This is a genomic window from Kineococcus sp. G2 (genome assembly GCF_037154035.1).
In the GTDB taxonomy this organism is placed as follows: Bacteria; Actinomycetota; Actinomycetes; order Actinomycetales; family Kineococcaceae; genus Kineococcus.
Map to the genome: position 1 here is coordinate 1 of NZ_JBBBEM010000090.1, position 21,081 is coordinate 21,081.

Consider the following 21,081-nt stretch of genomic DNA (forward strand, 5'->3'; position numbering starts at 1 on the left):
CGGTGAGCGCCTGAGCGCCGCCACGGCGTACCGCGACTTCCTGGCCACGGCCGGAGTGGAGCGAGGGCTCATCGGCCCGCGGGAGGTGCCCCGCCTCTGGGAACGGCACGTCCTGAACTGCGCCCACCTCGGAGAGCTCATCGACGCCGACGAGACCGTGGTGGACATCGGATCCGGCGCCGGGCTGCCGGGCATCCCCCTGGCTCTGGCGCGTCCGGACCTGCGCATCCAGCTCATCGAACCGCTCGAACGGCGCTACACCTTCCTGCGCGAGGCCATCTCCTTGACCGGCCTGGGCGATCAGGTGGCGGTGGCCCGGGGCAAGGCGCAGGACGTCGCGGGGGAGTTCTCCGGCGGTGTCGTCACTGCCCGGGCGGTCGCCCCGCTCGCAACCCTCTACACCTGGACGCTGCCCCTGTGCCGCCCCGGTGGGCACCTGCTGGCCATCAAGGGCCGCACCGCTGGTGACGAGGTCGCCGCCGCAGCCGACGTGCTCGCCGGGCTCGGCATCACCAGCGCACCTGAGATCGTCCACTGCGGTCCGCCCGGGGAGGACGGCACCACGGTCGTCAAGGTGGCGCGGGGCAGCCAGCCGCTGCGCCGTCGCCCCACGCGTTCTGCACCGACCGGCACCGGTCATCGGCGTCCCCGAACGTCGCGAACCACGGGAAGGAAGAAGGCGTGACGCACTTGGGTTGGTTCGGCACTCTCCGGACGGCGTCCTCACGAGGGCTGGGGTGGCTCGGGCGAGAGGCCGAGCCGGGATCCCCGGAGGTTTCACGTGAAACAGCACCGGTGGTCCCGCAGGCGGTGACCGAGTTTCCCGGCGAGCCGACTCCTCCGCCCGCTGTGGTGGCTGCCGCAGACGCGCCCGAGAGCGTCGAGCACGATCTGGGCGCGCCTCCGCTCATGGCGGACGAGGAGTTGTCAGCAGGCGCCCCCGACGTTCCACGTGAAACCGTGGACGACAGGCCGGCGCCCGAACCTTCGGCGGAGGTGCGCGACCTGGAAGACGGTGAGCACCTCGTTTCACGTGAAACGCGGCGCGCCCTGGCCGCGGAGCGCTTCCCGCGCCCGGCGGAGACTCGCATCCTCACCATCGCCAACCAGAAGGGGGGCGTGGGGAAGACCACGACGGCCGTCAACCTCGCCTCCGCCCTGTCCGCCGCGGGCTTGAAGGTGCTCGTGCTGGACCTGGACCCGCAGGGGAACGCCTCGACGGCGCTCGGCATCGAGCACCACTCCGAGGTGCCCGGTGTCTACGAGGTGCTCGTGGAGGGCAAGGCGCTGGCCGAGGTGGTCCAGCGCTGCGAGGAGGCGCCGGACCTGTGGTGCGCCCCGGCGACCGTGGACCTCGCGGGCGCCGAGATCGAGCTGGTCTCCATGGTGGCGCGCGAGTCCCGGCTCCAGCGGGCGCTGACGAAGTACCTGAAGGACGTCGAACGCAGCGGTCAGGGGCGGGTGGACTACGTCCTCATCGACTGCCCGCCGAGCCTGGGACTGCTGACCATCAACGCCTTCGTGGCGGCTCCCGAGGTGCTCATCCCCATCCAGTGCGAGTACTACGCGCTGGAGGGCCTGAGCCAGCTCCTGGCGAACATCGAGCTCATCCAGGAGCACCTCAACCCCGACCTCACCGTCTCCACGATCCTGCTCACCATGTACGACGGCCGTACCCGCCTGGCGGCCCAGGTGGTCGATGAGGTCCGCCAGCACTTCGGTGGCCAGGTCCTGCGGGCGCTGGTGCCCCGGTCGGTGCGCATCTCGGAGGCGCCGAGCCACGGGCAGACGGTGATGTCGTACGACCCGCTGTCCTCCGGGGCACTGGCCTACCTGGAGGCCGCCCGGGAGATCGCCCATCGCGGGGAACTGCTGGTGGAGGGGGAAGCGGTGGCTGAGCAGTCGCCGGCGGCCGTCGCGCCGCCACGGGTGGACCCGTGGTCGCGGTGGAGTGATGGAACGGGGAACCGGCGCGGTGTCGCGTCGAAGGAGGGTGGAGCGTGAGCGAGAAGCGGCGTGGACTCGGACGTGGTCTGGGTGCGCTGATCCCCAACGGTGCGACCGCGCCTGCCGCAGCTCGCGGCGGGGCTGCCGCACCGCCGCCCGTGATGCGACCCGGCGCGCGGCCGGTGGACCTGTTCTTCGACCAGTCGGCGCCCCGAGCGCCCCGGCCGACGGAGGACGTCGAGGACACCGACACGTCCCCCGAAGCGCCGGCCGGTGCGGTGGGGGAACGGGCCGCAGGTGCGTCCGAGGGTGCCGGCGAGGCGGCCGCGGGCGAGGAGGCCGCTGCGGCAGCGGCCCCCCGGGTGGCCGAGGAGGCCGGCAGCACGGGCGAGCAGCCCGAACCCGCTCCGGAGGCTCCGCAGGCCCCGGAGCCCGACGAGGTCGTGGGGCCCGACCAGGACCCCTCGGGCGCCCCCGTCGACCCTCCCGCCGAACCCCCCGCCCAGGCGCCGAGCGCGCAGGACCCGACCGCGCAGGACTCGACCGCGCAGGACCCGAGCGTGGCGGCGGACGAGCACGGCGACGGCCTGCTGCCCGTGCCCGGCGCCCGCTTCGCCGAGGTGCCGATCACCGCGATCGTCCCCAACCCCCGGCAGCCCCGCAGCGTCTTCGACGAGGACGAGCTGGCGGAACTGGTCCACTCCGTCAGCGAGATCGGCGTCCTGCAGCCGATCGTCGTGCGCCCGGTGGGTACGGACGACGACGGGGCGCCGCGCTTCGAGCTCGTCATGGGAGAGCGGCGCTGGCGGGCGGCCACCGAGGCGGGACTCGCCACGGTCCCGGCCATCGTCCGCGAGACCGCCGACGACGACCTGCTGCGCGACGCGCTGCTGGAGAACCTGCACCGCAGCCAGCTCAACCCGCTGGAGGAGGCCGCCGCCTACCAGCAGCTCCTCGACGACTTCGGCTGCACCCACGAGGAGCTCGCCTCCCGCATCGGGCGCTCGCGCCCGCAGATCAGCAACACGCTGCGGCTGATGAAGCTGCCGCCGCTGGTGCAGCGGCGCGTGGCCGCCGGCGTCCTCAGCGCCGGCCACGCGCGGGCGCTGCTGGCCCTGGAGGACGGCGGGGCGATGGAGCGGCTCGCGCAGCGCATCGTCGCCGAGGGGCTGTCCGTGCGGGCCGTCGAGGAGATCATCGCGGTCGGCGACGCCACCACCGCGCCGCGCCGCCGCAACCCCGCCGAACCGCAGCCGGAGCTGGAGTCGCGCGCCACCCGGCTCGCCGACCGCCTCGACACCCGCGTGCGCATCAGCATGGGGCGCACCCGGGGCCGGCTCACGGTGGACTTCGCCGGCGTGGAGGACCTGGACCGCATCCTGCGGCTCCTCGACTCCTCCGACCGCACCACGGCGTCCTGACCGCCCGGGAGGGGGCCCCGACCGTCCCCTCCCGGGGGCTTCACCGAGCGGGGGTGCGCAGCGCCGTGTCCACCAGGTCCCGGTAGACGGCGTCCAGGTCCAGCCCCGCGGCGCGCACCGCCTGCGGCAGCAGCGACGTCTCCGTGGTGCCGGGCGCGGTGTTCGCCTCCAGGAACACCGGTTCGCCGTCGCGGCGGACGACGAGGTCCACCCGGGACAGGTGCCGCAGCCCCAGCGCCTCGTGCGCGGCGCGGGCCGCATCGGCCACCCGCCGGGCGGTGTCCTCCGGCAACCGTGCGGGGGTGAAGAACTCCGCCGCACCAGCGGTGTAGCGGGCGTCGTAGTCGTAGGTGCCGCCGTCCACCACGACCTCCACGGCGGGCAGCACCCGCAGCTCGCCGCCCACCTCCACGATGGAGACGGCGACCTCCGTGCCGGCCACGAACCGCTGCAGCACCGCCGTGCCGCCGTACGCGAAGCACTCCGCGACCGCGCGCGCCAGGTCGTCCTCCTCGCGCACCACCGTCACGCCCAGCGCCGAACCGCCCCGGGCGGGCTTCACCACCAGCGGCAGCCCGAACCGGCGCGCCGCCGCCGCCAGCACGGCGTGCGCGCCCAGGTCGCGGAACGTGGTGTGCGCCAGCGCCACCTCGCCCGGCACCGCCACGCCCGCCGCGGCCACCACCTGCGCCGCCACCGGCTTGTCCCAGGCCAGTCGGCACGCCGCCGCACCGGAGCCCACGTGCACCAGCCCCACCAGGTCCAGCACGTCGCGCAGCGCACCGTCCTCACCCACCGCGCCGTGCAGCGACGGCCACACCACGTCCGGCGCCTCCTGCTCCAGGCGCGGCAGCAGGTGGGCGTCCGCGTCCAGGACGACGACCTCGCAGCCGCTGCCGCGCAGCGACTGCGCCACCCGGCGCCCCGAGCGCAGCGACACGTCCCGCTCGTGGGAGAGACCACCGGCCAGGACGGCGACCCGGGGGGCGCTCACGCCAGCTCCGGACCGGGCGCCTCGACCGCTCCCCGGTGCGCCGGCGGCGCCGGGACCGGCCCGAACGTCTCCAGGACCTCCAGCTCCTCGCGCACCACCGCACCCAGACGCCGCACGCCCTCCCGGATGCGCTCCGGCGTCGGGAAGCAGTACGACAGGCGCACGTGCCGTCCGCCGCGCCCGTCGGCGTAGAACGCGCTGCCCGGCACGAACGCCACCCGGCCGGTGACCGCCCGCGGCAGCAGCGCCCGCGCGTCCACCCCGTCCGGCAGCGTCACCCACACGTAGAAGCCGCCGCCCGGCCGGGTCCACGACGCCTCCGGCAGGTGGGCGGCGAGCGCGTCCAGGGTGGCGTCGCGGCGCTCGCGGTACAGCTCGCGGAACACCTTCACCTGCCCGCGCCAGTCGCAGGTGCGCAGGTACTCGGTGACGACGGCCTGCCCGAACGTCGTCGGGCACAGCACCGCCGACTCCGAGGCCAGCACGAGCTTCTCCCGCACCGCGGGTGGCGCGATCGCCCAGCCGAGCCGGTAGCCGGGCGCGAACGTCTTCGAGAACGAGCCCAGGTGCACGACGTGCTCGGCGTCCGCCGCGCGCATCGCGGGCAGCGGGTCGCCGTCGAAGCCGAGGAGGGCGTACGGGTCGTCCTCCAGCACGAGCAGCCCGTGCCGCTGCGCGATCGCCAGCACCTCCTCGCGCCGCTCCCGCGACAGCGTCACCCCGGCGGGGTTGTGGTGGTTCGGCACCGTGTACAGCAGCTTCACCCGGCGGCCCGCGGCGCGCAGCCGCACCAGCGCCTCCTCCAGGGCGGCGGGCTGCAGGCCGTCGTCGTCCATCGGCACGTGCTCCACGTGCGCCTGGTAGGAGCGGAAGACGCCCAGGGCGCCCACGTAGCTGGGCGCCTCGGCGAGCACCACGTCGCCGGGGTCGAGGAAGACGCGCGCCACGAGGTCGAGCGCCTGCTGCGACCCGGTGGTGACGACGACGTCGTCGGGGTGCGCGCGGATGCCCTGCGGGCGCACCACCTCGGTGATCTGCTCCCGCATCGCCACCTCGCCCTGCCCGGAGCCGTACTGCAGGGTGGTGGCGCCCCGCTCGGCCACGAGGCGGGCGGAGACCTCGGCGACCGCGTCCAGCGGCAGCGCCGGCAGGTACGGCATCCCGCCGGCCAGCGACACCACCTCCGGGCGGCTGGCCACGGCGAACAGCGCGCGGATCTCCGAGGCGGTCATCGTGCGGGTGCGCTCGGCGTACGAGCCGAGCCAGCGGTCCAGCCGGGTGCCGGTGGCCGCCCGGGCCCCGGCCGCGGCGGCCACGGCGGGCGCGTCCGCGGGGCGGGGGGTGGGCGGTTCGTGGCTCACGGTGGCCTCCTGCGCTCGGGGTCTGCGCGCGCGACGCTCGTCGCACCCCGGCCACCCTGCCACCTAGGATGCCCGGGACGCGCAGGGAAGACGGAGGGGGCTGCTCCGGTGGGTCGTCGCATGGCGCCGTTGATGCTCGACACGGTCGCCGACCTGCCGAAGGCGTCGCGCCGGTGCGTGTTCTGGGAGCTGGACGCCGTGGCCGCCCAGCGCGCCGCGGAGGCCGGGTACCCGGACTTCGAGAAGGAGGTCTGGATCTCCACGGTGCTGCTGGAGTGGGGCCCGTGCGGGCGGCTCGTCTACGTCGACGACCAGGCGGCCGGGTTCGTCGCGTACGCGCCGCCGGCGTACGTCCCGCGGCAGGCGGCGTTCGCCACCTCACCGGTGAGCGCGGACGCGGTGCTGCTGACGACCGGGTGGATCGACCCGGCGTTCCGCGGGCAGGGCCTGGCGCGGATGCTGCTGCAGGGCGCTGCGAAGGACCTCACCCAGCGCGGCGCGAAGGCGGTGGAGGCGTTCGGCGGCACCCACCTGGTGCCGGGCGGCGACGGCAACGACGACTGCGCCCACGACACGTCCGAGCCGTGCGTGCTGCCGGTGCACCTGCTGGAGTCCGTGGGTTTCACCGTGGTGCGCCCGCACCACCGCTACCCGCGGCTGCGGCTGGAGCTGAAGAGCGCCATCAGCTGGCGCGAGGACGTCGAGGCGGCGCTGGAGCGGCTGCTGGGCAGCGTGCGGGTGCCGGTGCTCACCGGGGTCGCGCCCGGCTGAGCCCGCACCCCGCGGCGCTGCACCCCGCGGCGTAGCGCTCACGGCGACAGGTGGAACCAGACCTCCTTGCCGCTGTCCGCGGGCTGCACGCCCCACGCGTCGCTGAGCAGGTCCACCAGGGCCACCCCGCGCCCGGAGGTGGCCTCCGGGGAGGCCTCGCGCGCGACCGGGGGCTCGGGGTTGCCGTCGCTGACCGCCACGGCCATCCCCGGGGTCCCGTCGCAGGTCACGCGCAGGGTGATGGGCGGGCCGCCGTGGGCCACGGCGTTGGCGACGAGCTCGGTGGTCAGCAGCTCCGCCTCGTCGAGGACCCTGGAGTGGTGCGCGGGGCAGTCGTTCTCCTCCAGGAAGCGACGCGCCTGGCGGGCGGACTCCGCGTGCGGGGCGAGGGTCCGCTGGGCGGGCGGTGTGACGTCGCACATCCGTCCATCGTCGTCGACCCCACCCCTGGCGGCACTCCGGGGACGCGGCGGCTGCGGCGGGCCGGGCCCCGGCGCGGCGTTAAGGTCGGTGCCCGGAGGCCCCGTCCCGCGCGGGCCCCGTCCCGCGAGGAGGTCGAGGAGGTCACCGTGAGCACCGTGGCAGCCGGTCCAGCAGCCGGCGGGCCCGCCCGGGCCGACGAGGTGACCCGCGAGGCCGCGCGCCGGCGCACCACCGCGGTCATCAGCCACCCGGACGCCGGCAAGTCGACGCTGACCGAGGCCCTGGCCCTGCACGCCAACGCGGTGCGCACCGCGGGGCACGTGCACGGCAAGGCCGGCCGCGCCGGGGTCGTCAGCGACTGGCAGGGCATGGAGAAGGACCGCGGCATCTCCATCTCCTCCGCCGTGCTGCCGCTGCACCACCGCGGTCACGTCGTCAACGTCGTGGACACCCCCGGGCACGCCGACTTCTCGGAGGACACCTACCGGGCCCTGACCGCCGTCGACGCCGTGATCATGCTGATCGACGCCGCGCGCGGCATGGAGGCGCAGACCCGCAAGCTCTTCGGGGTCTGCCGCCACCGCGGCCTGCCGGTCATCACGGTGGTGAACAAGTGGGACCGGCCCGGCCGCGAGGCGCTGGAGCTGCTCGACGAGGTCGAGGAGGTCACCGGGATGCGCCCCACGCCGGTGACGTGGCCGGTGGGCATCGCCGGCGACTTCCGCGGCCTGCTGGAGCGGCGCACCGGCGAGTACGTGCGCTACACCCGCGCACCCGGCGGCGCGACGCTCGCCGAGGAGGAGCGCCACCCGGCCGCGGCCGCCGCCGAGGTGGAGCCCGACGCCTGGCCGCAGGCGCTGGAGGAGGACGAGCTGCTGCGCGCCACCGGCGCCGACCACGACCAGGACGCCTTCCTCGCCGGGCGCAGCACCCCCGTCTTCTTCACCGCCGCCGTGGCGAACACCGGGGTGCGCCAGGTCCTCGACGCCCTCGTCGACCTGGCCCCCGCCCCGCACGAGCACCCGCTGCGCGACGGGCGCGCCCTGCCGGTCACGGCGGGCTTCACCGCCCAGGTCTTCAAGACGCAGACCGGCATGAACCCCGCCCACCGGGACCGCCTGGCCTTCGCCCGCATCCGCTCCGGCCGCTTCGAGCGGGGCATGAGCGTGCACGACGAGCGCACCGGGCGTCCCCTCGTCCTCAAGCACGTGCAGACCGTCTTCGGCGCTGACCGCAGCACGGTCGACGAGGCGTGGCCCGGCGACGTGATCGGCCTGGTCAACGCCAAGCACGTCCACGTCGGCGACACCCTGCACGAGGGGTCGCCGGTGGCGTTCCCGCCGCTGCCCGTGTTCGCGCCCGAGCGCTTCCGCGTGGTGCGCCCGCAGGACCTGGGCCGCGGCAAGCAGTTCCGGCAGGGCCTGGCCGAGCTGGACGCGGAGGGCGTCGTGCACGTGCTCACCTCCGCGCTGCGCGGGGACGGCGAGCCGGTCCTGGCGGCCGTGGGGGACCTGCAGTTCGACGTCGTGCAGCACCGCATGACGCACGACTTCCACGCCCCGGTCCTCTTCGAGGACCTGCCGTACACGGTGGTGCGCGTCGTGGACGCCGCCGCGGAGCCGCTCGTGCAGGGCTTCCGCGGGGCGGAGCTCGCGCAGCTGCGCGACGGCACCCGGTGGGCGCTGTTCACCGACCGCTGGGTCCTGAGCAGCTTCGTGCGCACCCACCCGGACGCCGAGCTGGTCGAGCTCGTCGCGACGGGCTGAGCGCCGATCGCACGCGACGGGCCCCCGGCACCGTGGTGCCGGGGGCCCGTCGCGTGCGGTGCCGGTCGCGTCAGCCGATGACGTCGGACAGCTCGGCGAGGATGTCCGGCTTCGGCCGGGCGCCCAGGATGCTCTTGACGACCTCGCCGCCGGAGTAGACGTTCATCAGCGGGATGGACGTCACGCCGTACTTCGCGGCGGTGCGCGGGTTCTCGTCGGTGTTGAGCTTCACGATGGTGATCTTGTCGCCGTGTTCGGCGGCGATCTCCTCGAGGACGGGCGCGACGCGGCGGCACGGGCCGCACCACGGCGCCCAGAAGTCCACGAGCACGGGCTTGTCCGAGTTCAGGACCTCGGCCTCGAAGGTGTCGTCGGTGACGGCGGTGGTGGCGCTCACGGGGAGCCTCCTCGTTCTCGCGGGGTGGGGGTCAGCGCTGGCGCGGCTGCGGCCGCTCGACGGTGCCGGCGGACGCCGCGACCGGCACCTCGGTCTCCTCGCGCGGCGGGTCGACGTGCTGCTCGACGTCGCCGCGGGCGGCGAGGTACCGCTCGGCGTCCAGGGCTGCGGAGCAGCCCATGCCGGCGGCGGTGATGGCCTGCATGTAGGTGTGGTCCACGACGTCGCCGGCGGCGAACACGCCCGGCACGTTCGTCTTCGTGCTGCGGCCCTCCACGAGCACGAAGCCGTTCTCGTCGAGGTCGACCTGGCCCTTCACGAGGGCCGTGCGCGGTTCGTGGCCGATGGCGATGAACAGGCCGGTGACCGCCAGCTCGCGCTCGGCGCCGGTGACGGTGTCGCGCAGCGTCAGGCCGCTGACCTTGTCCTCGCCGTGGATCGCGGCGACCTCGGAGTTCCACGCGAAGCGGATCTTGGGGTCCTCGTGGGCGCGGCGGGCCATGATCTTCGAGGCGCGCAGCTCGTCGCGGCGGTGCACGATCGTCACCGACCGGGCGAAGCGGGTCAGGAAGGTGGCCTCCTCGACGGCGGAGTCGCCGCCGCCGACGACCGCGATGTCCTGGTCGCGGAAGAAGAACCCGTCGCAGGTGGCGCACCAGCTGACGCCGTGGCCGGACAGGCGCTTCTCGTCGGGCAGGCCGAGCTCCCGGTACGCGGAGCCCAGGGCGAGGACCACGGCGTGGGTGCGGAACGTCTGCCCGCTGCCGGTGACGACCTCCTTGACCTCGCCGGACAGGCGCACGTCCACGACGTCGTCGGTGACCAGCTCGGCGCCGAACCGCTCCGCCTGGGCGCGCATGTTGTCCATGAGGTCCGGCCCCATGATCCCCTCGGGGAAGCCGGGGAAGTTGTCCACCTCGGTGGTGTTCATCAGGGCGCCGCCGGCGGTGACGGACCCCTCGAAGACCAGGGGCGCCAGCTCGGCGCGCGCGGCGTAGAGGGCGGCCGTGTACCCGGCCGGGCCGGAACCGATGACGATGACGTTGCGGACGTCGTCCACGGAGGGGCTCACCGAGGGACCTGCTTCCTTGGATCCGGGGGGCGACCGGTGCGCCGGTCGCGTGCTGGCCTCAACCGATCGTAGGGCGGGGGTGTTCCCCGGTGCCCGGCGCCCCGGCCGGGTCCCTCAGGGCGAAGCGGGGGCCTGGACGGCGGGCAGCTCGACGCGGTTCAGCGGCTCCTGGCCGGGTGTGCAGTCCAGGGCGACGACGACGACCTCGCCGGCCTCGCCGGCGGTGGGCCGCTCCACGACGAGGGCGGCGGGCTGCGAGCGCCAGGCCGCGATCTGCACGGCCGCGACGGAGGCGGCGTCCACGCCGACGGCGCGGGCGCAGGCCAGGGCCTGCTCGGCCGCGGGGCGCTGGGACTCGTCCGGCGCACCCGTCAGGGGCAGCGCGGAGCTCTTGAGGTTCCGCTCGGCGTCCACGCCGGGCAGCGCGTCGGGGACCTCTTCACCGGGAGCCCCACCGCCGGGAGCCCCACCGCCGGGAGCCTCACCACCGGTGGCCGTGCCGCCGGTGGCCGTGCCGCCGGTGGTCGTGTCGCCGGCCCCGGCGGGCGCCTCCAGCAGGGACGCCCCGGCGGCGGCGACGGCCGCGTCGGCGGCGTAGTCGGCCTCGCTGCGCAGCACGCGCACGTCCGGCGCCTCGGCGGCGGCGCTGTCCGCGGCGGCACCGGCGGACGTGCTGGAGCTCGCACCACCGTCCGGGTCGAGCTGCAGCACCGCGCTCACCCCGACCGCGACCACACCTGCGGCGGCACCGGCCGCGAGGCCACGCCGCCAGCGCACCGGGCGGGAGCGGCGCCCGGCCAGGGACGCGACCCGGGCGCCGGGAGCGTCCCCACCGGCTGCGTCCTGCTCCGCGCGGGCACGGGTCAGGGCGGCGTCGACGCGGGCGGCCACGTCGGCGGGCATCGGGCCGGCCGCACCGGCCGCGGCGCGCAGCAGCTCCCGCACGCGCGCCTCCTGCGGCGGCAGCACCTGCCCGGGCGGCGGCTCCCCGCCGTCCTCCCCGTTCCCCGGCTCGTCCGCCGGCCCGGCGGCCTGCCTCACCCGGCACCTCCTGCGCTCACCCGTCGTGGACCGTGGCTGTGACGCGCGGCGGCCCTCACGGGTTCCCGCCCGGGGTGTCGCCGCGCAGCAGCGCCGCCAGCGCGGTGCGTCCCCGCGAGCAGCGCGACTTCACGGTGCCGACGGCCACGTCGAGGACCTGCGCGGCCTCCGCGACGGGCAGGTCGTACATGTCCACCAGCACCAGCGCGGTGCGCTGCGCCTCCGGCAGCAGGGCCAGGGCGCGCGTGACGTCCAGGTGCGCGTCCACCGAGCCGGTGCGGTCGGCGGCGGCGAGCGCCGCACCGGTGCGCCCGCCGTCGCCGCCCGCACCGGTCTCCTCCTCCAGGGGGCGGGCGGGGCGGGCGGCGCGGCGGCGGGCGCGGTCCAGGCAGGCGTTGACGACGATGCGGTGCAGCCACGTCGTCACCGCGGACTCGCCGCGGAAGCGCCCCGCGGCGCGCAGCGCGGACACCAGGGCGTCCTGGACGGCGTCGGCGGCCTCCTCGCGGTCACCGGTGGTGCGCAGCGCCACCGCCCACAGCCGGTCGCGGTGGCGGCGCACCACCTCCCCGAACGCGTCCGGGTCGCCGGCGACGTGCGCGGCGATCAGCTCCGCGTCGGTGCGAGGGTCCAGCGGCGCCTCGCTCACGGCGCCGCGGGCGTTCCCAGGACCTGCACCTCGCCGACGGAGACGCGGTTCTCCCCGTCGGTGGTGGGCGCCTGCGTGAACCACAGCAGCAGCCACCGGGTGCGCACCGGCTCGGCGGGCGCGAGGGTCTGCGCGCCGCCGGCGGGGGCCTGGGCGAGCACGGTGGAGCCGGCCAGGGGGTCCTCCCCGCCGGTCGCGGCGCGCAGCTCCACGGTCCCGCCCTCGCCGCCGGCGGTCAGCTGCACGGACGCCACGTCCACCTCGGTGCCGAGGTCCAGCAGCAGCCCCACACCGTCCTTGAGCCCACCGAAGTCGGCGGTGTCGTAGCGCTCGCTCTCCCAGGTGGTGGCCGGGTCGCCGTCGGTGACGCGCTCGGGGGCGGTGCCCTCCTCGCCGTCGCCGAGGGGATCCACGGCGCGCACGGCCGCCACCGGCAGCGGGGCGGGTGCGGGCGGCGGGGGCGGGGTGGTGGGGGCGGGCGGTGGCGCGCTGGTCGTGGCGGTGGCGGTGGGGGAGGCGGCGACGGGCGGGGTGGACGGCTCGTCGCCGCCGGGGCTCAGCCCGCGCAGCTGCCACAGCGCCAGCACGAGGCCGAGGAGCACGACGCCGCCGACGAGGGCCAGCACGAACCGGGAGTCCTCCCGCTGCGGGGTGCCGGTGGAGCGGGGCCGGGTGAACGGGACGGGCGGCTCCTCCTCGGGCACCACCTCGTCGCGGTTGGCCAGGCGTCCGCGGACCTCCGCCGTCGCCAGCTCCCCGCGCATGCGGTGCAGCGCGTCGCCGAGGTCGTCCAGGGACCACGGCGCCAGCTGCAGGGCCAGCTCGGCCGGTTCGTGCGGGCCGTCGTCGTGCGGGCCGAACGTGACCGAGCACAGGGTGTCGAGGTCGTTGGGGGCGTCGGGGCGCAGGTCCTTCAGCGGCACCGGCGGGTCCCAGCGGCCGCCCGTGGTGGGCGCCTGGGGCAGGCCGGGGGCGGCGGGGAGGTCGTCCACCCGCGGCCAGTGCCCGCTGAGGCCGGCGTAGGCGAGGGCGACGAGGCCGACGGCGTCGGCGCGGTTGGCCAGGGCCGCCGCGCGGGCGGGGGAGACGGCCGGCGGGTCCTCCTGCAGGGCGGCCTCCACCCCGGTGCCGAGGACCCGCACCACCGCGTCCGGGCCCAGGACGACCGACTCGGGCGTCAGGCGGGTGTGGTGCAGGCCGCGGCGGGCGGCGGCGTCCAGGGCGGTGGCGGCCTCGCCGACGAGCCCGCGCACCGCGGCGGGCGTCAGCGTCCCCTCGCGCAGCAGGTCGCCCATCGACCAGCCCTGCACGGCCTCCTCCACGACGAAGGCGACCGCCCGCCGCTCGCCGGGCGCCGTCTCCAGCAGGTCGGTGCCGGCGTCGAGGACGCGGGGCAGGCGCGGGTCGGTGAGGGTCGCGGCGCGCCGGCCGGCGTCGAGGAACTCCGCGGCGCGCGGGTCCGCGGCGTCGACCGTGCGCACCCGCACCCACCGGTCGAGCGTGGTGTCCCAGCCGACGTGGTCGGTGCTGGCGGAGGTGGGGGGCAGTTCGCGGCGCAGCACGTAGCGGTCCGCGATGGTGCTGCGGCCGGCCGCGTCCAGTGGTCCCTCCCCGTCCCGGGCGCACCGCGCGTGCACCAGCGGGCCCGCTCCGCACGGGCCGGGACCATGCTAGGGCGGCGTCAGGCCCCGGCCGGGCGGACCGCGCCGTACAGCCCCGGCATGGCGACACCGGCCTCGCGCACCACGTCGCCGCTGTGGGGGGCGTGCAGCACCCGGCCACCCCCGAGGTACAGCGCGACGTGGTGGATGCTCGAGGGGGACGGGCCGCTCGCGTAGAACACGAGGTCACCGGGGCGCAGTGCGTCCAGCGGGACCTTCGGCAGTCCCGCGTACTGCTGGCGGGAGGTGCGGGGGATCGCGGTGCCGGTCTGCCGGTAGGCCCACTGCGTCAGCCCGGAGCAGTCGAAGCTGCCGGGGCCGGTGGCGCCCCAGACGTAGGGCAGGCCGAGGCGGGTGCGGGCGGCGGCGATCGCGTCCTGCGCGGTGTCGCCGGTGGTCGCGGTGGTCGTGGCGTCCGCGTCGGCGACGGCGGTGGTGGCCGCACCGCCCCCCGTGCCGCTCCCGGACCCGTCGGCGGCGTCGGCCACCCCGGCGCGCGCGGCGTCGGCCGCGGCGGCGGCCAGGGCCTCGGTGCGGGCGCGCTCCTCCTCGGCGGCCGCGGCGCGCACCACGGCGGCGTCGGTGTCGGCCAGCAGGCGCTCCTGCTCGGCCAGCGCGGCCTCGACGCGCTCGCTCGCCGCGGCCGCGGCGGCCTGCGCGGCGACCTTCGCGGCGCGCACCTCCTCCAGGCGGGCGGCGGCCGCCTCCGCGTCGCGCCCGGCGGCGTCGGCGGCGGTGACCGCGGCCCCGTCGGAGGTGCGGGCGGCACCGGCGGCGAGGGTCGCTGCGGCCGCGCCGTGCAGCGCGGCGGGGGAGCCGGAGGCGAGCGCGCCGGCGACCCGCTCCACGGCGGACAGCCGCCCCGCCGGCCCGGCCGCGTACAGGGCGCGCACCCGGCGGGCGGCGTCGGCGGCGGTGCTGCGCCGGGTCCCGGTGGCGCGGTCGAGGGCGCTCTGGGCGCTCAGCTCGTCGTGGACGGCGCCGCGCACCTCCTCCACGGCGGTGCCGTGCTCCTCGGTGGCGACGGAGGCGTCCAGCCGCAGCGCCTCGACGCGCTCGCGCAGCTCGGCGGCCCGCTCGCGCAGCGCCGCGCTGGACGTGCCGGTGGTGCCCGAGAGGACGGGGTCCGCGACCGCGGCCGGCGCGGCGCACGGCAGCAGCAGCGCGGCACCCAGCAGCACCGCCGCACCCCGGCGCACCCGCCCACCCACACCCCGCGCCGCACCCGTCGCCACGACCGCTGCATCGGCGCCCCGGAGTGCCCGCTGGACCCCCCGGACGGGTGGTGCGTGCCCGCGGCGCCCGCGCATCGGCGACCATCGGGGCGTGAGCACGACACGCCGCCCGGCGCCCGCCGCCCCCTCCGACCCCCCGGCGCGGGACGCGTCGCTGGCCCGTTCCAGCGCCCTCATGGCGTCCGGGACGCTGGTGTCGCGGTTGCTGGGGTTCGTGCGCACCGCGGTGCAGGGCGCGGTCCTCGGCGTCAGCACGCAGGTCGGCGCGCAGACGTTCGACGTGGCGAACAAGGTGCCCAACGTCTTCTACATGCTGCTGGCCGGCGGGGTGCTCAACGCGGTCCTCGTGCCGCAGATCGTGCGGGCGCTGAAGCGCCCCGACGGCGGCGAGGACTACGTCAACCGGCTCGTCACGCTCGCCCTGGCCGTCATGGCGGGCGCCACGGTGCTGCTGACGCTGGCCGCGCCGCTGGTGATGCGCCTGTACGCGCCGTCCTGGCCGGCGGAGTGGACGGCGCTGGCCACGCTCATGGCGTTCTGGTGCCTGCCGCAGGTCTTCTTCTACGGGCTGTACACGGTGCTGGGGCAGGTGCTCAACGCCAAGGGCAGCTTCGGGCCGTACATGTGGGCGCCGGTGATCAACAACGTCGTCGCGATCGCCTCGCTGCTGGTGTTCGCGCTGGTCGCGCCGGGCGCGAAGGAGTGGTCGGCGGAGCGCTTCGACGCCGCCTCGATCGCCGTGCTCGCCGGGGGCGCCACCCTGGGCATCGTCGCGCAGGCGCTGGTCCTGCTGTGGCCGCTGCACCGCTCCGGGTTCCGGTACCGGCCGCGCTGGGGCGTGCGCGGTTCCGGCCTGGGCACGGCCGGCCGCGTCGCCGGCTGGACGTTCGCGGGCGTCGTCGTGGGGCAGCTGGTGTTCGTGCTCACCACGCAGATCGCGACGGACGCCGGCGAGTACCTGACGGTGAACGACCTGCACGCTCCGACCAACGCCACCTACACGCCCGCCTACCTGCTGTTCATGCTGCCGCACTCGCTGGTGGCGGTCTCGCTGGTGACGGCGCTGTTCACCCGGATCAGCTCCTCCGCCGCGCACGGCGACACCGCGGCCGTGCGGCGCGACTTCTCCTCCGGCGCGCGCACCGTCCTGGTCGCCGGGGTGCTCGCCACCGCCGCGCTCGTCGCGCTGGGGCCCTGGATCGGCATCGCCCTGTTCGGCGCGGAGGGCGTCTTCGTCGGCCGGGTGGCCGCCGCGATGGCCCTCGGGCTCGTGCCGTTCAGCGTCACCTACCTGGTGCAGCGCGTCTTCTACGCGTACGAGGACGCCCGCACCCCGTTCACCGTCTCCGCCGTCGTCGCGGCCGTCATGGCCGCCGGGGACCTCGCCTGCTGGCTGCTGCTGCCGCCGCGGTGGACGGTCCTGGGCATCGCGCTGGCGATGAGCCTGTCGAACGTGGTCGGCGTCGTGCTGGGCCTGGTGCTGCTGCGCCGCCGGCTGCGCTCCCTGGACGGCCGCGGCATCGACGGCCACCTCGTGCTGCGCACCCTCGTGCGGGCCTTGATCATCGGTGCGCTCTCCGGCGGCGCCGCGTACGGGGTGGCCGTCCTGCTCGCCCGGCTGGGCGACTCGCGGGTCGTCGCCCTCGCGGTCGTGGTGGTGGGCGGGCTGGTGCTGCTGGGCCTGTTCGTCGCGCTGTGCCGGGCCATGCGGGTGCGCGAGCTGACCGACCTGGTGGCGCCGCTGCTGCGGCGGCTACCCCTGCCCGGTCGGCGCTGAGGGCCGCTCCCGGCGCTCGCCGTCGCCCGCCGCCCCGGGCGGGCCGTGCTCCCCGGCACCGTGCTCGGCGGTGTCCCCGGCGGTGTCCCCGGCGCCGCCCACGTCCGCGTGCGGGACGGCGTCCACGCGCCGCCGCCCGCGCCGCACCGCGCGCACCAGGCCCACCACTAGCAGCGCACCCGCGCCACCGCCCACCAGGCCCGTCAGCCAGCCCTCCAGGTCGGCGCGCACGTTGACGTCCAGCCCCACCGGCTCGCCCAGCGGCAGACCGGAGGGGGTGCGCAGCTGCGCCTCCACCACGACGCTGCCGTTGGCCACCGCCCGCACCGGCACCCCGACGCGCACCTGCCCGCGCGGCGGCACCGTCTGCACCGGCACCTCCGCCAGCTGCACGCGCGGGCTGCGCGGGCGCAGCACCAGCTCCACCCGCACCGGCGCGAACAGCTCGTTGACGATCGTGACGGGCAGCTCGGTGCGGGTGGCGGCGAGGTTCAGCACGCTGCCGGGCACCACGCGCACCGCCCGCAGCAGCGCGGCGGCGTCCTCCTGCAGGCCGGCGCGGGCGACGCGCAGCTCCGGCAGGTGCCCGCGCCACGACGCCGCCAGCAGCATCAGCGCCGAGCGCTGCGCGGCCGCGGTGGCGGGGGCGGCACCGGTCAGCGCCTCGCGCAGCTCCCCGAGGGTGGTCAGCGCGTCCCGCACGGCGACGACGTGCGCGGGCGGCAGCGCAGCCCGCAGCGAAACGGCGTCCGGCTCGGGCGCGGCGGCGCGCTCCACGTCCGGCACGGGCGTGACGAGCAGGTCGGGCAGCGGCTGCCACGACGCCCACCCCGAGGCCTCCACGGCGGCCACGAGCCGCTGCACCACGGCGGGTCGCGGGTCGAAGGAGCGCGCCGCCACGACGAGCAGGCTGCGCGGGTCGCTGGGCCGCTGCAGGGTGATCGTGGCGACCTCCGCGAGGACCCGCTGCACGAGGGCGGCGGCGACCTCGTCCTCGGCGAGGTCCTCCGCCTCCGGGCTCGCCGGGACGGCGGCGCGCTGCAGCAGCTGCGACAGGGCCCGGTCGGCGATCAGCCCGGTCAGGGAGGTCCCCCCCACCTCGACGTCGGCGCGGCCGGTGGGCGCGTACGTCAGCTCGTCCCGCGCGGGCAGGGCCTCGTCGTCGAGGACGACGGCCGTGGCGCCGGCGCGCGCGGCCAGGGTGAGCACCTCGGGCCCGGCGTCCTCGTCCACCGGCCAGGCCACGCCCGTCAGCACCGTCGCGGCGTCCAGGGACGCGGCCACGTCGACGCCCGCGGCGTCCGCCGTCGCCAGCAGCTCGGCGCCGGCGGCGACGGCCGTCAGGGCGGTCAGGTCCGGGTCGCCGTGGGGCAGGGCGACGACGGAGCGCCCCGCCGCGGCCGCGGCCAGCCGCTCGCGCCAGGCGGTCAGCACCGCGACCGTGCGGGCCGGGTCGTCGGTGCCCGGGGGCAGGGCGGCGTCCTGCACGGGGACCTCGAGGGCGGGCGCGGGCGGCGCCTCCCCCTCGACGGCGGTGCCGGCGCCCGGCTCGGGGACGGCGAGCGCCGTGGTGAGGGTGGTGGCGAGCACGGCGGGGTCCACCGCCCAGGAGGTGCGCGGGTCGCCGGAGGCGTCCACCAGCCGGCCCAGCCGCCCGGCGACCTCCTCGGCGAGCCCGTCGGCCTCGCGCACCCGCCCCGCCACCAGCGGCAGCAGCAGCGTCAGCAGCGTGGTGCGCACCCCCGCCGGGGTGGAGACGAGGAAGGTGCGGGCCAGCCCGGCCCGCTCACCGTCGCCGGTGACGACCTCCACGGCGGCGGGGTGTGCGCCCTCGGCGTCGCCGAGCGCGGACGCCTCCAGGGTGAGGAGCACCTCGGCCTCCTCGCCGGGCTCCAGCGTCCCGCCGGCCACGTCCACGGCACCGGAGGTGACGGCGGTGCGCCCCAGGGAGGCGTCGTCGTCGGCGGACTCCCAGCGGTCCAGCGAGGAGCGCGCCACGACGGGGGAGCGCTGGGCGACCAGCCGGGCGCTCAGGCCCTCCAGCGCCTCCTCGCCGTCGTTGCGCACCCGGGCGCGCACCGAGACCAGGGAGCGGGCGGGGTCGTCCGCGGCGTACGTGGTGGGGGTGACCTCCACGACGGCGACGTGCAGCGGCAGGGCGTCGTCCGCGTCCGCGGAGGGGGTCGTGGTGGCGGCCGCGGGCGCGGCGGCGCCGGTGAGCGCGGCCGCGCCCGCCACGCAGGCCAGGACCGCGCGCCGGCCGGGGCCGCGGGGGGCGCCGCCGTTCACGCCAGCTCGCCGAGGCGCGCGGTGGCGGCCTCCACCGCGCGGCGCTCGTTGGGGAACGCCAGGCGCTCGTCGAGCTCGCGGAACGGCACCCACGCCACGTCCACGGCCTCCGCGTCGGGGTCGTTCTCCACGGTCAGGTGACCCCCGACGGCCTTGAGCAGGAACAGGTGCACGGTCTTGTGGATGCGCCGGCCGTCCGCGGAGAACCAGTAGTCGATGCTGCCGAGGGGTTCCACGACGTCGCCGCGGATGCCGGTCTCCTCCTCGATCTCGCGCACCGCGGCCTCCTCGAGGGTCTCGGTGCCCTCCGGGTGGCCCTTGGGCAGGCACCACTCCAGGCGTCCGGCGCGGTTGAGGCGGCAGATGACGGCGGCGCGCGGCTCACCGGTGCTGACGTCGACGACGAGCCCGCCGGAGGAGGTCTCCTGCACGGTGGGCAGCCGGCGGCGCGGCTCCCGGGCAGGTCTGACCATCGCGTCACTGTATCCAGCGCACCGCGCGGCTCTGGCACCCTTGGACCCCGTGCTCCCTCCCGCTGGACCCGCAGGACCCGACGCCGCCCTGGAGCGCGCGCTGGACGAGGCGCGCGAGCGCGCGGTGCGCGCCCTGGAGCCGGTGATGCCGGTGCTGGTGGACCTCGGCCGCCGCTTCGAGGCCGCCGGTCACGAGCTGTCCCTGGTGGGCGGCCCGGTGCGCGACGCGTTCCTGGGCCGGCGCTCGGCCGACCTGGACTTCACTACGGACGCCCGACCCGACGACACGGTGGCGATCCTCAAGCGCTGGGGCGACGCGCACTGGGAGGTGGGCCGCGACTTCGGCACGATCGGCGCGCGCAAGCGCTCCGGCGGCGTGGACGTCGTGGTGGAGGTGACGACGTACCGCTCGGAGAGCTACGACCCCGCCTCCCGCAAGCCGGAGGTGTCCTACGGCGACGACCTCGTGGGCGACCTGTCGCGGCGCGACTTCACGGTCAACGCGATGGCGCTGCGGCTGCCGTCGCTGGACTTCGCGGACCCGCACGACGGGCTGACGGACCTGGCGGCGGGTGTGCTGCGCACCCCGGTCACGGCCGAGCAGTCCTTCTCCGACGACCCGCTGCGGATGATGCGGGCGGCGCGCTTCGCCGCGCAGCTGCGGCTGCGGGTGGCGCCGGACGTGCTGGAGGCGATGACGGCGATGTCCGGGCGCATCACCATCGTCTCCGCGGAGCGGGTGCGCACGGAGCTGGAGAAGCTGCTGCTGGCGGTGGACCCGGTGGCGGGGCTGCGGCTGCTGGTGGACACGGGCCTGGCGGAGCACGTGCTGCCGGAGCTGCCGGCGCTGAAGCTGGAGATCGACGAGCACCACCGCCACAAGGACGTGTACGAGCACTCGCTGACGGTGCTGCAGCAGGCGATCGACCGCGAGGACGGCCCGGACGGGGAGGTGCCGGGCCCGGACCTGCTGCTGCGCCTGGCGGCGCTGCTGCACGACGTCGGCAAGCCCCGCACGCGCCGGTTCGAGGAGGGCGGCGGGGTGAGCTTCCACCACCACGAGGTGGTGGGCGCGAAGATGGTGGCGAAGCGGCTGAAGGCGCTGCGCTTCGACAACGACACCGTGAAGGCGGTGGCGCGGCTGACGGAGCTGCACCTGCGCTTCCACGGCTACGGCGACGGGGAGTGGACGGACTCGGCGGTGCGCCGCTACGTCACCGACGCCGGGCCGCTGCTGGCGCGCCTGCACAAGCTGACCCGCAGCGACTGCACGACCCGCAACCAGCGCAAGGCGAACCGGCTGGCCGCCGCGTACGACGACCTGGAGGCGCGCATCGCCCGGTTGCGCGAGCAGGAGGAGCTGGACGCGGTCCGGCCCGACCTGGACGGCACGGCGATCATGGAGCTGCTGGGGATCGGTCCCTCGCGCACGGTGGGGCGGGCGTACCAGCACCTGCTGGGCCTGCGGATGGAGCGCGGCCCGCTGGGCGAGGAGGCGGCCCGCGAGGAGCTGCTGGCCTGGTGGGCGCAGCAGCCGGAGTCCCAGCAGCCCGGGTCCCAGCAGCCCGGGTCCCAGCAGCCCGGGTCCTGACCCCCCTCCGGCCCCTCCCCGCGGTGATCAAGGAAGTTGCAACTTCCTTGATCACCGCGGGGAGGGGCCGGAGGGGGGTCAGGACCCGGGCTGCTGGGACCCGGGCTGCTGGGACCCGGGCTGCTGGGACTCCGGCTGCTGCGCCCACCAGGCCAGCAGCTCCTCGCGGGCCGCCTCCTCGCCCAGCGGGCCGCGCTCCATCCGCAGGCCCAG

18 protein-coding genes are annotated in these 21,081 nt (G+C 76.6%); 7 read left to right on the top strand and 11 right to left on the bottom strand.

Annotated features, from left to right (window positions below; all coding sequences use genetic code 11):
* The 3 genes from rsmG to V9U69_RS13355 form a co-directional block, all read left to right on the top strand.
* A partial coding sequence (gene rsmG, locus V9U69_RS13345; protein WP_337062307.1) for a 16S rRNA (guanine(527)-N(7))-methyltransferase RsmG occupies nucleotides 1-685 on the top strand: 685 nt, incomplete at its 5' end.
* Nucleotides 686-1,119: 434 nt separating this feature from the next.
* Entirely contained in the window at nucleotides 1,120-2,004 is an 885-nt protein-coding gene (locus V9U69_RS13350; RefSeq protein ID WP_442907768.1) for a ParA family protein, read from the top strand.
* Nucleotides 2,001-3,368 carry a ParB/RepB/Spo0J family partition protein gene (locus V9U69_RS13355; protein WP_442907769.1) on the top strand — a complete coding sequence of 456 codons (1,368 nt, stop codon included), beginning with the start codon at nucleotides 2,001-2,003 and terminating at the stop codon, nucleotides 3,366-3,368. The genes V9U69_RS13350 and V9U69_RS13355 overlap by 4 nt, the downstream gene beginning before the upstream one ends.
* Nucleotides 3,369-3,408: 40 nt before the next feature.
* On the opposite strand, the gene V9U69_RS13360 is transcribed toward V9U69_RS13355, so the two are convergent.
* Nucleotides 3,409-4,362, bottom strand: coding sequence for a D-alanine--D-alanine ligase family protein (locus V9U69_RS13360; protein WP_337062310.1), 954 nt, complete (start codon nucleotides 4,360-4,362; stop codon nucleotides 3,409-3,411).
* The gene (locus V9U69_RS13365) at nucleotides 4,359-5,678 is read right to left on the bottom strand and encodes an aminotransferase-like domain-containing protein (RefSeq protein WP_442907771.1); all 1,320 of its coding nucleotides are present in this window, start codon (nucleotides 5,676-5,678) and stop codon (nucleotides 4,359-4,361) included. Before V9U69_RS13365 ends, V9U69_RS13360 begins: the two co-directional genes overlap by 4 nt.
* 153 nt (nucleotides 5,679-5,831) lie before the next feature.
* Here V9U69_RS13365 and V9U69_RS13370 point away from each other — a divergent pair, with 153 nt between their 5' ends.
* The gene (locus V9U69_RS13370) at nucleotides 5,832-6,494 is read left to right on the top strand and encodes a GNAT family N-acetyltransferase (RefSeq protein ID WP_442907770.1); all 663 of its coding nucleotides are present in this window, start codon (nucleotides 5,832-5,834) and stop codon (nucleotides 6,492-6,494) included.
* Between the two features lie 38 nt (nucleotides 6,495-6,532).
* On the opposite strand, the gene V9U69_RS13375 is transcribed toward V9U69_RS13370, so the two are convergent.
* Nucleotides 6,533-6,916, bottom strand: a complete 384-nt coding sequence (locus V9U69_RS13375; protein WP_337062313.1) for an ATP-binding protein — start codon at nucleotides 6,914-6,916, stop codon at nucleotides 6,533-6,535.
* Between the two features lie 147 nt (nucleotides 6,917-7,063).
* Here V9U69_RS13375 and V9U69_RS13380 point away from each other — a divergent pair, with 147 nt between their 5' ends.
* A complete protein-coding gene (locus V9U69_RS13380) occupies nucleotides 7,064-8,683 on the top strand; it encodes a peptide chain release factor 3 (protein WP_337062314.1) in 1,620 nt (539 codons plus the stop codon).
* A gap of 70 nt (nucleotides 8,684-8,753) precedes the next feature.
* On the opposite strand, the gene trxA is transcribed toward V9U69_RS13380, so the two are convergent.
* The 6 genes from trxA to V9U69_RS13410 form a co-directional block, all read right to left on the bottom strand.
* Nucleotides 8,754-9,080, bottom strand: coding sequence for a thioredoxin (gene trxA / locus V9U69_RS13385; RefSeq protein WP_242129965.1), 327 nt, complete (start codon nucleotides 9,078-9,080; stop codon nucleotides 8,754-8,756).
* Between the two features lie 31 nt (nucleotides 9,081-9,111).
* On the bottom strand, nucleotides 9,112-10,152 hold the full coding sequence (trxB, locus tag V9U69_RS13390) for a thioredoxin-disulfide reductase (protein ID WP_337062315.1): 1,041 nt from the start codon (nucleotides 10,150-10,152) through the stop codon (nucleotides 9,112-9,114).
* A gap of 114 nt (nucleotides 10,153-10,266) precedes the next feature.
* On the bottom strand, nucleotides 10,267-11,193 hold the full coding sequence (locus V9U69_RS13395) for a hypothetical protein (protein ID WP_337062316.1): 927 nt from the start codon (nucleotides 11,191-11,193) through the stop codon (nucleotides 10,267-10,269).
* A gap of 55 nt (nucleotides 11,194-11,248) precedes the next feature.
* A complete protein-coding gene (gene sigM / locus V9U69_RS13400; RefSeq protein WP_337062317.1) occupies nucleotides 11,249-11,842 on the bottom strand; it encodes an RNA polymerase sigma factor SigM in 594 nt (197 codons plus the stop codon).
* On the bottom strand, nucleotides 11,839-13,479 hold the full coding sequence (locus V9U69_RS13405) for a hypothetical protein (RefSeq protein ID WP_337062318.1): 1,641 nt from the start codon (nucleotides 13,477-13,479) through the stop codon (nucleotides 11,839-11,841). The genes sigM and V9U69_RS13405 overlap by 4 nt, the downstream gene beginning before the upstream one ends.
* A 44-nt stretch (nucleotides 13,480-13,523) precedes the next feature.
* Nucleotides 13,524-14,702: a C40 family peptidase gene (locus V9U69_RS13410; RefSeq protein WP_337062319.1), complete on the bottom strand. Its 1,179-nt coding sequence runs from the start codon at nucleotides 14,700-14,702 to the stop codon at nucleotides 13,524-13,526.
* Between the two features lie 127 nt (nucleotides 14,703-14,829).
* Between V9U69_RS13410 and murJ the strand changes: the two genes are divergently transcribed.
* Nucleotides 14,830-16,515: a murein biosynthesis integral membrane protein MurJ gene (murJ, locus tag V9U69_RS13415; RefSeq protein ID WP_337062320.1), complete on the top strand. Its 1,686-nt coding sequence runs from the start codon at nucleotides 14,830-14,832 to the stop codon at nucleotides 16,513-16,515.
* Here murJ and V9U69_RS13420 read toward each other — a convergent pair.
* Nucleotides 16,492-18,804 (bottom strand): DUF6049 family protein, encoded by a 2,313-nt coding sequence (locus V9U69_RS13420; RefSeq protein ID WP_337062321.1) that lies wholly within the window; start codon nucleotides 18,802-18,804, stop codon nucleotides 16,492-16,494. The two genes, murJ and V9U69_RS13420, sit on opposite strands and share 24 nt — an antisense overlap.
* Nucleotides 18,801-19,277: an NUDIX hydrolase gene (locus V9U69_RS13425; protein WP_337062322.1), complete on the bottom strand. Its 477-nt coding sequence runs from the start codon at nucleotides 19,275-19,277 to the stop codon at nucleotides 18,801-18,803. The genes V9U69_RS13420 and V9U69_RS13425 overlap by 4 nt, the downstream gene beginning before the upstream one ends.
* 49 nt (nucleotides 19,278-19,326) lie before the next feature.
* Between V9U69_RS13425 and V9U69_RS13430 the strand changes: the two genes are divergently transcribed.
* Nucleotides 19,327-20,868, top strand: coding sequence for a CCA tRNA nucleotidyltransferase (locus V9U69_RS13430; RefSeq protein ID WP_337062323.1), 1,542 nt, complete (start codon nucleotides 19,327-19,329; stop codon nucleotides 20,866-20,868).
* Nucleotides 20,869-21,081: the final 213 nt, after the last annotated feature.